We start from the raw sequence: 12,455 nt of genomic DNA on the forward strand, positions 1-12,455 counted from the left end.
TTGATTTCAGAAAGGAAAAAATTAGATGGAGAAGTTAGAACGAATTCAAAAAATGGAAGAACATCTGAATAAATATGCTCAAGTCCTAGCAGATGCTCAGAAAGCTCTAGATCAACTGGAGCGCTGCCAGTCAGATTATATCCAGCTGAGGGACTACTATACTGGTCAGAAATTTTTTGATGATTTAGAATACTCAAACAGTCCGGAATTCCCTGAAAATATAGCTTGTGGCGTCTTAAGTGAAGATGCAGTCTATGACCTAATGGGGGAGCATTTTGAAACAGCGATTAGTCTGCTGGATTTGTCCAGTGCCATGCTAAAAGAACGATAATATGTTTTAAAAATACAAATAAAATTAATAATTTTCATTTTTCTCTTGCTTTTTATTTAAAATTCATGTAGAATATTCAACAATAAATTGAAAGCGATGAGAGAAAAAGTCTAAGACAAGAAACAGAGAGTGCTTAATGGTGAGACAGCATCCAATCCTTAGACGACACATTCTTGAGTGCGGGTGCGAAATCTGTCAGTAGACCGAGACTAGTGCTCGACGGCTGATTACCGTTATCAATCTGGAGTCTCGTACTCCCAGAGGGTCCTCAGGCGACTGGGGTCCGAATAAAGGTGGAACCGCGTGTCAACGTCCTTGCAAAGTTTTTTTGCGAGGGCTTTTTTTTATATTTAAACTAGAAGATTCCCCCATTTTCCTTTACCAAAGTGGTAAATTTCGTCTTTCATTTATTAGAAGTTCTAAAAGATAATCAGAGTCAGATAATGGCTAGTGTGAAAGAGAGGTGGCAAGATGGTTAAGCTAAAAGGTCTCAGGCAGATCAATCCCTATGTAGCAGGGCAGCAGCCCAATGAGCCAGACATGATTAAGCTCAATACCAATGAAAATGCTTATGGGCCAAGTCCTAAGGTGGCAGAGGCCCTGCAGAACTTTGATGCCCAGGAGTTGCGCAAATATTCCAGTTTGGATCAGTCGGAGCTCTGTCAGGCTTTGGCGGCAAACTTGGGTATTTCGCCCGACCAGCTCATTATTGGAAATGGGAGTGACGACATCTTGTCCATGGCTTTCCTGGCTTTCTTTAACAGTGGCGAGTCGGTCTTATTTCCGGACTTGACCTATGGTTTTTACAAGGTATGGGCGGACCTCTACCATGTGCCTTTTCGAGAAATCCCTCTGACAGCTGATTTTGAGGTCCATACGTCAGATTATTTTGGAGACAACGGCGGCATTATCCTAGCTAATCCTAATGCTCCGACGGGGATCTATCTGCCGCTGGATCAGTTAGAGGAAATTCTAGCATCCAATCAGGATGTGGTCGTGGTGGTGGATGAGGCCTATATTCACTTTGGCGGTCAATCTGCCCTGCCTCTTCTAGAAACCTATCCCAACCTCTTTATCACACGAACCTTTTCCAAGGATGCGGCCTTGGCTGGTCTGCGGGTGGGCTACGGCATTGGCCATTCAGACTTAATAGCTGTCATGAAAGCTGTTAAGGACTCCATCAATCCTTACTCAGTGGATCTGTTAGCAGAGCGCTTAGCCCTTGCGGCTGTTGAAGATTGGGATTATTATCTGGAGACCGGTAGGGCCATTCAAGAGACCCGAGATTGGTTTGCTGGAGAATTGGCTGCGCTGGATTTTCAAGTCCTGCCCAGTCAGACTAACTTTGTCCTAGCCCAGCCTACTAAAATTTCTGCAGCAGAGCTTTTCCAGCAGCTAGAGGAGCGTCGGATTTATGTGCGGTATTTTCCAAAGGCAGAACGAATCAAAGACTTCCTGCGCATCTCTATCGGACGGCGAGAAGAGATGGAAGCAGTCCTGGCAGCTATCAAGGGAATTTGCAGCTGCTGAGAGTTTGACTCAAAGCCAGCCAGTGTAAGAATAGAGTAAGAAAGGAAAGCAGCCTATGAATAAAATCACACTTCCGATTGGCATGCACGACAAGCTTTTCAAGAGGGCGCGCGTGACTTACGAGATTGAGCGGGACATCAGTGATTTTCTGATGGCTCAGGGCTTCAATCGGATTGACACACCGACCTTGGAGCACTTCGAGGTCTTCAGTGACCATGTGGAGGCCCATCATTATCATCTTTTTGATAAAAAAGGAGAGCTATTGGTGCTGAGGCCAGATGTGACCAGCCAGATTGGTCGGGTTATTGCTTCGACCAGGGTGCATACGCCGACCAAGTTTTCCTATTCGGGCAAGGTCTTTCACTATCAAGAAGAGCTGCGCGGTCTTGCCAACGAGCTCAGTCAAGCTGGTATTGAGATTATCGGCTATCCAGCTCGCGAAGCGGTGCTTGAGGCTATCAAGACAGCCAAGCAGTCGCTGGATTTGGCGCAGGTTAAGTCTTATCAGTTCGAGTTTTCCCATGCAGCAATCCTGCAGACAATTCTAGAGAATCTGGCCTTGGATTCGCAGGAGGAGGCCCAGCTGCTAGATTATATTCGCAAGAAAAATCGGACAGGACTCTTTGAATTCACCCAGACCAGATCTAGTGAATTTGATGATTTTTTGCAGGAGTTGCCCTATTTGTTTGGTCCTAGCCAACAGGTTTTAGCTAGGGCTAGAGAGATAGTTGACAACGAGCGGATATTGACGGCTCTAGATGATGTAGAGCAGGTTCTGCAGAGCCTATCAGGCTTGCTGGAGCAGACAACCATGGACTTGGGGCAGGTAGCGGCCATGCCTTACTATACTGGCCTTACCTTCAAGGTCTTTGGCGACCGAGTACCAGATGCCTTTCTATCTGGTGGTCGCTATGACCAGCTTTTCAAGCGCTTCGGGGCAGCAGAGCTGACAGCTATCGGCTGGTCCCTAGACATTGACAGTGTCTATCAGGCTATTCATGATGACCTGCCGGACGAGGGCGGAAAGGAAGGTGACAGCAGATGAGTCAGATTACCATTGCCCTGACCAAGGGGCGGATTGAGGAAGATACAGTCAAGCTCTTGACCCAGGCTGGCTTTGATATGTCCTTCATGGCAGATAAGGGGCGCAGCTTGATTTTTGAAAGTCCAGACAGTCGTTTTCGCTTTCTCTTGGTCAAAGGGCCTGACGTGACGACCTATGTGCGGCATGGGGGCGCTGATCTGGGTATTGTCGGCAAGGACATTCTCTTTGAGCATCCGACCGGCTATCTGGAGCTGTTGGATCTGAACTTTGGGCTTTGTAAATTTTCACTGGCCTCGGTGCCCAGCTATGACCCTCATGATCACAAGCGCAAGCGGATTGCGACCAAGTACCCAACGGTGGCGACTGATTATTTCAATCAAAAAGGGGAAGATGTGGAAATCATCTCCATCCAAGGAAGTGTGGAGATTTCACCAGTGCTGGGTCTGGCGGATGCCATCGTTGATATTGTGGAGACGGGGCATACCCTGTCAGCTAACGGCCTGCTTGTTTTTGAAGACATTTGTCGGGTGTCAGCCCGGCTCATTGCCAATCAGGCTTCCCTGAAAAATAACCCGGATATCATGCCTTTTGTGGCAAAGATTGAATCCCTAGTAGGAAGAAGAGAGGTGGCTTTTAAATGACAATTATCAAGCGTTTAAGCGGAAGTAACGAAGAAATTTCACGGATTTTATACGAAGAGCAGCTGCAGCTCAGCCAGCAGAACTTAGATGTGGAAGAAGCGGTGGCTGAGATTATAGAAAGAGTCAAACAGGACGGTGACCAAGCTTTAAGAGACTATACCATGCTCTTTGATAAGGTTGAGGTGACAGATTTTGAGATTGGGCAGGAGCTGATTGACCAGGCCTTTGAGGAGATTGATCCAGAGGTCTTGGCCGCCCTGAAAAATGCCCAAGCCAATATCGAATCCTACCACCGCCAGCAGTTGGAGATTGGTTTTGAGGATAGTCCCAGCGAGGGCGTTATTCGTGGTCAGTTGATTCGGCCGATTGAGCGGGTTGGCACCTATGTACCTGGCGGCACCGCAGCCTATCCATCTTCCGTCCTCATGAATGTTATCCCAGCTAAGATTGCCGGTGTCAAAGAAATCATCATGATTACACCACCTCAGGAGCATTTTACTCCAGCGATTTTGGTCGCTGCCAAGCTTGCTGGTGTGGATCGGATTTTCCAAATTGGCGGAGCCCAAGGTGTAGCAGCTTTAGCTTACGGTACTGAGAGCATTCCCAAGGTGGATAAGATAACGGGACCAGGCAATATCTTTGTGGCTACAGCCAAGAAGATGGTCTATGGTGTCGTGGGAATTGACATGATTGCCGGTCCTTCGGAGATTGGAGTCATTGCGGATCGTTCAGCCTGTCCCGTCTATGTGGCAGCTGACCTCTTATCGCAAGCTGAGCATGACAAGCTGGCTCGGGCTATTCTGGTAACCGACTCGGAGGAACTGGCTGATCAAGTGGAAGCAGAGCTGGACAGACAGCTGAAAGAGCTACCGCGAGAGGAAATCGCGCGTGCTTCGATTGAGAACAACGGCCGTATCATCCTTGCGCCTTCTAAGGAAGCCATGTTTGAGCTTATGAATCAGGTGGCACCGGAGCATTTGGAAATTGCCATGGACGATGCTTACAGCTATCTAGATCAGGTTGAAAATGCTGGCTCTGTCTTTCTGGGACACTATACTAGTGAGCCAATTGGTGACTACTATGCGGGAGCCAATCACGTTTTGCCGACAACCAGCACCAGCCGCTTTTCATCAGCTCTGGGAGTCTATGACTTCATCAAGCGCATTCAGTACACCCAGTACAGCCGTGCTGCTGTAGGGGCGGCTGACAAGGATATTACCAGTCTGGCCTATGCAGAAGGTCTGCAGGGACATGCCAAGGCCATCGAAGCCCGCAGACAGGAGAAATAGAAGGAGTTGCCATGAGACAAGCTGAAATTAAGCGTAAAACACAGGAGACCGATATTGAGCTGGCTGTCAATCTGGACCAACAGGAGCCGGTAGCTATCGAGACCGGTGTCGGATTCTTTGACCACATGCTGACCCTTTTTGCCCGCCACAGTCGGATTTCTCTGGCGGTCAAGGCTGAAGGCGACCTTTGGGTGGACAGCCACCATACGGTTGAGGATGTGGGTATCGTATTAGGACAGGCTCTTCGTCAGGCTTTGGGAGACAAGGCAGGTATCAACCGCTACGGTACTAGCTTTGTGCCCATGGATGAAACTTTAGGGTTGGCCAGTCTGGACTTATCCGGTCGCTCCTATCTGGTCTTTGAGGCGGATTTTGATAATCCCAAACTTGGGAATTTTGACACCGAGCTGGTAGAGGAATTTTTCCAAGCTCTAACCTTTAATCTGCAGATGAATCTGCACCTGAAAATTCTTCATGGCAAGAACAGTCACCATAAGGCGGAAAGCCTCTTTAAAGCGACTGGCCGAGCTCTGCGGGAGGCTATTACGATAAATCCAGAGATTCATGGAGTCAACTCCACCAAGGGCTTGCTCTAGCTTGCCCTTCTGAGTGAAAGGAGTTGATGTAGAGATGATGATTGTTATTGATTATGACGCGGGAAATACTGCCAATGTCCTCCGTGCTCTGGCTCAGGTCGGAGTAAAAGCGCGTCTGTCAGCTAATCCGCAGGAAATATTAGCTGCCGATGGTTTGATTTTACCAGGTGTCGGTGCTTTTCCTACGGCTATGCAGGAGTTGGAAAAGCGAGGGCTGGTGTCAGTTATTCAGGAGGCTGTGGCCGATGGCAAGCCTCTCTTGGGCATTTGTTTAGGTATGCAGCTCCTGCTGGAGTCTGGATTAGAGAATAGTCAAAGCTCTGGACTGGGCTTGATTCCCGGTGTTTGCCACCGGATTCCGGATCAGGCTGGTCTGCCTGTGCCTCACATGGGCTGGAATGACTTACAAATCCAGCAGTCGTCTGCTTTGACAGCTGGTCTCGATGGCCAGTCAGTCTATTTCGTTCATAGCTACTATACGGATGTTCCGGAGGAGTACTTGGATGTGACGGCTGATTATGGGCGACCTATCCCAGCCATGATTCACCGAGGAACGGTCTTTGGTTGCCAGTTTCACCCAGAAAAGTCTGGTGCTGTTGGCCTCGGTATCCTAGAGAAGTTTAAGGAGTATGTCTATGAAAATACTGCCCGCTATTGATATCAAAGATGGCCAGGCCGTCCGCCTTTTTAAAGGAGATTTTAGCCAGAAGACGGTGGTCAATCCCGATGTTTTGGAGCAAGCTCGAGTTTTCAAAGAAGCTGGGGTTACCATGATTCATGTGGTTGACTTGGATGGAGCCTTAGAAGGTCGGGCGGCCAATCGAGATCTGATTGCCAAGATCAAGTCGCAGACTGGCCTAGCTATCCAAGTCGGGGGTGGCATCCGCAGTCTGGAGCAGATTGAAGATTACCTAGCGGTTGGCATTGACCGTGTCATTATTGGCTCTATGGCTGTTAAGAATCCTGTCTTTGTTGAGGCCGCGCTGGAGCGCTTTGGAAGTAGCAAAATCGTGATTGGCATTGATGCGAAAGAGGGGCTGGTTGCGACTGAGGGCTGGCTGGAAACCAGCAGTCAGGACTATATCAGTCTGGCATTGGCCATGGAAAAAATCGGCGTCCGTCTCTTTGTCTATACAGATGTGGACCGAGACGGGACTCTGACTGGTCCCAATATCCAGCATTATCAAAAATTGCTAGTAGCTCTCAAGCATGCTCAAGTCATTGCCTCTGGTGGCATCCAGTCAGCAGATGATTTAGAAGAGCTGAAAAAACTGGGCTTGGCTGGAGCCATTGTAGGCAAGGCCTACTATAGTGGACGAGTTAGCCTAGAGCAGATCAAGGAAGCAGAAAGGGGTTAGCCATGCTGAAAAAACGAATCATTCCCTGTCTGGATGTCAAGGATGGACGGGTGGTCAAGGGCATCAACTTTGTCAATCTGACTGATGTGGGAGATCCAGTTGATGCGGCCAAGGCTTACTATGAAGCTGGCTGCGATGAGTTGGTCTTTCTGGACATCACCGCCACCCATGAGGAGCGGGACACGACGGTCGAGATGGTCCGGCGCGTGGCGGAGCAGGTTTTCATTCCCTTTACCGTTGGTGGAGGCATTCGTACGGTTGAGGACATGAAGCGGATGCTCCAGGCTGGGGCGGATAAGGTTGCGGTTAATTCCTCAGCTTTGGCAAATCCTCAGCTTTTGGCTGATTGCGCTGAGAAATTCGGCAGCCAATGTGTGGTGCTGGCTGTGGATGCTAAGAAAGAAGCGGATGGCAGCTGGCATGTCTATCTGGCTGGTGGCCGCAAGGACAGCGGTCGTGACCTGTTAGACTGGGTTCAAGAAGCTGTCAGTCTTGGAGCGGGGGAAATTCTTCTAACCAGTATGGACAAGGACGGGACCAAGTCTGGTTTTGACTTGCCAATACTGGAATCCGTCTCCCAAGTGGTTTCCGTTCCCATTATCGCATCTGGTGGTGCTGGCTCTAGCCAGCATATCCTAGAAGTTTTTGAAAAGACTGCAGCGACAGGTGCTTTAGCAGCCTCGATTTTCCATTATGGTCAGGTCTCCATCGCAGAGACCAAAAAAGCCATGCAGGCAGCTGGGTTGGAGGTGCGCATTTGATGACAGAAGTGAAGTTAGATTTTCAAAAGCAAGGCGGTCTTATACCTGCCATTATCCTAGACCACACTAGCAAAGAAGTCCTCATGCTAGCCTATCTCAATGAAGAAGCCTACCAGTTGACCCGCACCAGCGGTCAGATGTGGTACTGGAGTAGGTCACGTCAAGAACTTTGGCATAAGGGAGCCACCAGTGGCCACTACCAGACTGTCAAAAAAATCAATGCTGACTGCGACCTAGATACCCTGCTGATCGAGGTAGACCAGCTGGGAGCTGCCTGTCACACCGGTGCTAAATCCTGCTTTTTTCATACAATCTGGGATGAAGAAGACAGCAAAACTGACTAAAAGCTTCCTTGCTTTATTTTAGTACTTGGTTAATGCAAGAATAAAACTAAGCCATCAGCCTACCATTGGAAAGAATTACTTTTTATAGTAAAATAAGGACAGTAACAAGGAGATACTATGCTAGAAACCCTCTATCAAGAAGCACTCAAACGCAAAAAAGAGCCCAAGGAAGGCTCCTATACCAGCTATCTCTATGACAAGGGGCTGGATAAAATTCTCAAAAAAGTCGGTGAAGAAGCGACAGAAGTGGTCATTGCGGCTAAAAATGCTAACAAGGACGAGATGGCCAATGAAACAGCTGATCTGCTCTACCATCTAGCGGTCACTCTCGTCGAGACTGGCGTCAGTCTGGAAGATGTAGAGGCCGTCCTCCAGGCCCGTCAGGGCAAGCAGAGCCGGATTCACGACCGACCTGAAATTGACCATTACTAAGCGTATATAAGATTTGCAGAAAGGCGGTCCAGCATGCGCGATAACCATCTTCATACCTATTTTTCCTACGATTCTGAGGCAGATTTCTGTGACTATCTGGACCATTATGAGGGCGAGATTGTCACCACTGAGCACTATGATTTGTCTAATCCCTACCCTTACGAAGCTGCCTCGCCCCACGATGATGTGCCTGACTATGCGGCCTATTCAGCAAAAATAGCAGAGCTGAACCAGCAATATGGCAACCGCATCAAAAAGGGCATTGAAATTGGCTATTACGCTCCGCGTAAAGACGATGTTCTAGCTTTCCTAGCGGACAAGGATTATGACCTCAAGCTCCTGTCTGTCCACCACAATGGCAGCTTTGACTATCTGGAAGAGCCAGTCCTGCAGCTGGATAAGATGGAGCTGATTCCCCGATACCTGAGAGAGTTAGAAGAGGCTGTTGAGGCTGTGCCAGCAGATGTACTAGCTCACTTTGACTATGGTTTCCGAAAATTTGCGCTTACTGTAGAGGAGTTAAAAACTTTTGAACCAGAGTTGCGACGGCTTTTTCAAAAGATGATTGATTATGATCTGGCTTTTGAGCTCAACTGCAAGTCCATGTATCTTTACGGCCATGAGGAACTCTATATCTACGCTCTTTCTCTAGTCAAGGAGCTGGGTGGCCAGCGCTTTTCAGTGGGATCAGATGGCCACAAGCTGGAGCATTTTAGACTTGGTTTTGATCAAATCCAGAAAATCTTGGAAGCCTTTGAAATTGGGGAAGATGAGCTCATCTAACGTCTGTTAGACCTGCCTATGCTAATAAAGAAACAAAATATGAAATAGGACGTTCTAAAAAGTGCCTATTTACCTAACTGTTATTCAAGAGAGAAGAAAGAGTCTTCTCTCTTTTTAAAATCTCTGTCTTACGAAAAGAATAGGCAAAAACAGGTATCTGTGATATAATAGATAGGAATTCTATGTATGAAAAAGCTTGAGAGAGAAATAAAATGAGAAAAATAGTGATAAATGGTGGCCGTCCTTTAAAAGGTGAGGTTACGATTAGTGGTGCAAAAAATAGTGTAGTAGCTTTGATTCCAGCTATTATTTTGGCAGATGGCATTGTGACTTTAGATGGAGTGCCAGCTATTTCAGACGTTGATAGCTTGATTGACATCATGGTAACCATGGGAGCTAGTGTGAAGCGAGATGGAGACAGTCTTGAGATTGATCCGCGCCAGGTTCAAAGTATGGCGATGCCCTATGGTAAAATCAATAGCCTCCGCGCTTCCTACTATTTCTACGGAAGTCTTTTAGGACGCTTTGGAAAAGCAACTGTAGGTCTTCCAGGTGGATGTGACCTTGGACCTCGTCCGATTGACCTTCATTTGAAAGCTTTCGAAGCTATGGGAGCTCAGATGACTCAAGAAGGTAATGCCATGCATCTGGAAGCCGAGACTGGACGCATGCGAGGAGCAAGCATTTACATGGATACAGTAAGTGTCGGTGCGACGATTAATACTATGTTAGCTGCTGTTCGAGCATCTGGTCGGACGGTTATTGAAAATGCAGCCCGTGAACCTGAAATTATTGATGTTGCTACTCTTTTGAATAATATGGGTGCCCATATTCGTGGTGCTGGTACAGATATTATCACAATCGAAGGTGTAGATAAGCTTCATGGGACTCGTCATCAGGTTATTCCAGATCGAATCGAAGCAGGGACTTACATTTCACTGGCAGCAGCAGTCGGCCAAGGGGTTCAGATTAATAATGTCTTGTATGAGCACTTGGAAGGTTTTATCGCTAAGCTAGAAGAAATGGGCGTTAGAATGACTGTCTCAGAAGACAGCATCTATGTTGAAGAGCAAAGAGAACTCAGAGCTATCAATATTAAAACCGCTCCATATCCAGGGTTTGCTACTGACTTACAGCAACCAATCACTCCGCTTTTGTTGAAAGCTAAAGGACGGGGCATGATAATGGATACGATTTATGAGAAGCGAATTAATCACGTGCCTGAGCTTGCTAAAATGACAGCTAAAATCTCTTCAACCAGTCATCAAATTATCTATGAAGGACCAAATCAGCTACATGGTGCTGCTGTAAAAGCTACTGACTTACGCGCGGGAGCGGCATTGGTTATTGCAGGTTTGATGGCTAAAGGCCGTACAGAGATTACCAATATTGAGTTTATCCTTCGTGGCTATTCTAATATTATTGAGAAGCTGAAAAATTTGGGTGCCGATATTGAGTTGGTAGAAGAAGCGTAAGGATACAAGAATAGGATATATACGAAAGTATTGTCTAAAGGTAGCTTATGAATATTTGGACAAAACTAGCTGAATTTGCTTTTATTGAAACAGACCGCCTGCTACTCAGACCCTTCTCTTACCAGGATGCAGAAGATTTCTATGCCATAGCCTCCAATCCGCAGAATCTGGAGTTTATCTTTCCGAGTCAGTCTGGTCTGCAGGAAAGCCAGTATGTAGTAGCTAACTTTTTTATGAAGAATCCTCTTGGTGTTTGGGCAATCTGTGATAAAGAAAGCCAGCAAATGATAGGTTCTATCAAGTTTGAGAAGTTAGATGAAATTAAGCAAGAAGCTGAGCTGGGCTATTTTTTAAAAAAGGATTATTGGGGAGGGGGACTAATGACCGAATGTGTCAAAGAGATTCTCTTTCTATCTTTTAGCGAATTTGACCTAAAAAGGCTAAGCATTGTCACTCATCAGGAAAATCTAGCTAGTCAGCGTGTTGCTCAAAAGGCGGGTTTTAAAATGTGTCGACAATTTAAAGGAAGTGACCGCTATACACGCAAGATGAGAGACTATATCGAATTTCGCTATGAAAGAGGTGATTTTTATGAGTAAACACCAGGAAATTATCGCTTATTTGGAGAAACTTCCTATTGGTAAAAGAGTCAGTGTTCGTAGTATTTCGAACTATCTAGGAGTCAGTGATGGAACGGCTTACCGAGCGATTAAGGAAGCTGAAAACAGAGGCTTGGTTGAGACTCGTCCTCGTAGCGGTACTGTTCGAGTGAAATCTAAAAAAGTTGTTCTAGAGCATCTGACCTATCATGAAATCGCTGAAATTACTCGTTCAGAAGTATTAGCTGGACAGGCTGGTTTAGATAAGGAATTCAGTAAGTTCTCTATTGGAGCTATGACAGAGCAAAATATTATGCGTTATCTGACTGAAGGAGGTCTCTTGATTGTTGGGGATCGGACTGAGATTCAACGCTTAGCTCTAAAGAATGAAAATGCTGTCTTGGTTACAGGGGGATTTCGAGTTGAAGAGGATATTTTAACTCTTGCAGATCGGATGGGAATCCCGGTCATGCGGACCCAGCATGATACCTATACAGTAGCGACAATCATAAATCGTGCGCTTTCCAATATCCAAATAAAAACAGATATTTTAACAGTTGAACAGGTCTATCGTTCTAGTCATGAATATGGCTTTTTAAGGGAAACAGATACAGTTCGAGATTATTTGGAGCTGGTGCGTAAAAATCGTTTCAGTCGCTTTCCGGTCATTAATCAGCATCAAATGGTGGTTGGAGTAGTGACGATGCGGGATGCAGGAGATAAATCACCCCATACAAATCTGGATAAAATTATGACAAAAAATCCTTTTATGACAGGTTTGAAGACGAATATTGCCAATATTAGTCAACGGATGATTGCAGAAGATTTTGAGATGATTCCTGTTATACGAAGCAATCAAACCTTGCTAGGAGTCATTACTCGGCGGGATATTTTGGAAAAAATGAGTCGGGAGCAGGTATCGAGTCTGCCAACCTTTAGTGACCAGATTGCTCAGAAGTTAGTTCAGAACGCTAATGGTTTCTCCTTTACAGTAGAGCCTTTTATGCTGGAAAATAACGGGGTTTTATCGCATGGAGTTCTAACAGAAATCTTAAATACTGCAACTCATCAGCTGGTGGCTTCTAATGGACGAAGTTTAATTATTGAGCAGATGATGGTTTACTTTTTACAAGCTGTTCAATTGGATGACTACTTGACTTTGACTTCCCGTGTGGTGCATGAAACAAGACGTTCAGCAATTATAGATTATGATGTCTATTTAGACCATCAATTAGTAGCTAAAGCGACTATGACAGTGAAAATAAACTAAG

The 12,455-nt window shown here is 46.3% G+C and carries 15 protein-coding genes; all 15 read left to right on the plus strand.

What is annotated here, in order from left to right:
* Positions 1-25: 25 nt before the first annotated feature.
* The 15 genes from HMPREF3108_RS02070 to spxR all read left to right on the plus strand — a co-directional run bounded on the left by HMPREF3108_RS02070 (position 26) and on the right by spxR (position 12,454).
* Positions 26-331 carry a DUF4298 domain-containing protein gene (locus HMPREF3108_RS02070; RefSeq protein WP_045503652.1) on the plus strand — a complete coding sequence of 102 codons (306 nt, stop codon included), beginning with the start codon at positions 26-28 and terminating at the stop codon, positions 329-331.
* 471 nt (positions 332-802) lie between these two features.
* Complete coding sequence (gene hisC / locus HMPREF3108_RS02075) at positions 803-1,861, plus strand: histidinol-phosphate transaminase (protein ID WP_070493084.1); 1,059 nt, start codon at positions 803-805, stop codon at positions 1,859-1,861.
* Positions 1,862-1,916: 55 nt separating this feature from the next.
* Positions 1,917-2,906: an ATP phosphoribosyltransferase regulatory subunit gene (locus HMPREF3108_RS02080; protein ID WP_070493087.1), complete on the plus strand. Its 990-nt coding sequence runs from the start codon at positions 1,917-1,919 to the stop codon at positions 2,904-2,906.
* Positions 2,903-3,547, plus strand: coding sequence for an ATP phosphoribosyltransferase (gene hisG / locus HMPREF3108_RS02085; protein WP_070493090.1), 645 nt, complete (start codon positions 2,903-2,905; stop codon positions 3,545-3,547). The genes HMPREF3108_RS02080 and hisG overlap by 4 nt, the downstream gene beginning before the upstream one ends.
* Positions 3,544-4,836: a histidinol dehydrogenase gene (hisD, locus tag HMPREF3108_RS02090; protein WP_083277165.1), complete on the plus strand. Its 1,293-nt coding sequence runs from the start codon at positions 3,544-3,546 to the stop codon at positions 4,834-4,836. The genes hisG and hisD overlap by 4 nt, the downstream gene beginning before the upstream one ends.
* Before the next feature lie 11 nt (positions 4,837-4,847).
* Positions 4,848-5,432 carry an imidazoleglycerol-phosphate dehydratase HisB gene (gene hisB / locus HMPREF3108_RS02095; protein WP_048779878.1) on the plus strand — a complete coding sequence of 195 codons (585 nt, stop codon included), beginning with the start codon at positions 4,848-4,850 and terminating at the stop codon, positions 5,430-5,432.
* A 34-nt stretch (positions 5,433-5,466) separates the two neighbouring features.
* Positions 5,467-6,090 (plus strand): imidazole glycerol phosphate synthase subunit HisH, encoded by a 624-nt coding sequence (gene hisH / locus HMPREF3108_RS02100; protein WP_070493093.1) that lies wholly within the window; start codon positions 5,467-5,469, stop codon positions 6,088-6,090.
* Complete coding sequence (hisA, locus tag HMPREF3108_RS02105; RefSeq protein ID WP_048779884.1) at positions 6,068-6,790, plus strand: 1-(5-phosphoribosyl)-5-[(5-phosphoribosylamino)methylideneamino]imidazole-4-carboxamide isomerase; 723 nt, start codon at positions 6,068-6,070, stop codon at positions 6,788-6,790. Before hisH ends, hisA begins: the two co-directional genes overlap by 23 nt.
* A gap of 2 nt (positions 6,791-6,792) precedes the next feature.
* Entirely contained in the window at positions 6,793-7,551 is a 759-nt protein-coding gene (gene hisF / locus HMPREF3108_RS02110) for an imidazole glycerol phosphate synthase subunit HisF (protein ID WP_048779886.1), read from the plus strand.
* The gene (gene hisI / locus HMPREF3108_RS02115) at positions 7,551-7,895 is read left to right on the plus strand and encodes a phosphoribosyl-AMP cyclohydrolase (protein WP_060553374.1); all 345 of its coding nucleotides are present in this window, start codon (positions 7,551-7,553) and stop codon (positions 7,893-7,895) included. The genes hisF and hisI overlap by 1 nt, the downstream gene beginning before the upstream one ends.
* A gap of 117 nt (positions 7,896-8,012) precedes the next feature.
* Positions 8,013-8,327, plus strand: a complete 315-nt coding sequence (gene hisE / locus HMPREF3108_RS02120; RefSeq protein WP_048779891.1) for a phosphoribosyl-ATP diphosphatase — start codon at positions 8,013-8,015, stop codon at positions 8,325-8,327.
* A gap of 33 nt (positions 8,328-8,360) precedes the next feature.
* Positions 8,361-9,110, plus strand: coding sequence for a PHP domain-containing protein (locus HMPREF3108_RS02125; RefSeq protein WP_060553375.1), 750 nt, complete (start codon positions 8,361-8,363; stop codon positions 9,108-9,110).
* A 212-nt stretch (positions 9,111-9,322) separates the two neighbouring features.
* Complete coding sequence (locus tag HMPREF3108_RS02130) at positions 9,323-10,585, plus strand: UDP-N-acetylglucosamine 1-carboxyvinyltransferase (RefSeq protein ID WP_045773250.1); 1,263 nt, start codon at positions 9,323-9,325, stop codon at positions 10,583-10,585.
* Between the two features lie 47 nt (positions 10,586-10,632).
* A complete protein-coding gene (locus HMPREF3108_RS02135; RefSeq protein ID WP_060553376.1) occupies positions 10,633-11,184 on the plus strand; it encodes a GNAT family N-acetyltransferase in 552 nt (183 codons plus the stop codon).
* Positions 11,177-12,454 (plus strand): CBS-HotDog domain-containing transcription factor SpxR, encoded by a 1,278-nt coding sequence (gene spxR / locus HMPREF3108_RS02140; RefSeq protein ID WP_060553377.1) that lies wholly within the window; start codon positions 11,177-11,179, stop codon positions 12,452-12,454. The genes HMPREF3108_RS02135 and spxR overlap by 8 nt, the downstream gene beginning before the upstream one ends.
* Position 12,455: the final 1 nt, after the last annotated feature.

Origin of the sequence: Streptococcus sp. HMSC10A01 (assembly GCF_001807785.1) — a bacterium.
Lineage (GTDB): Bacteria > Bacillota > Bacilli > Lactobacillales > Streptococcaceae > Streptococcus > Streptococcus gordonii.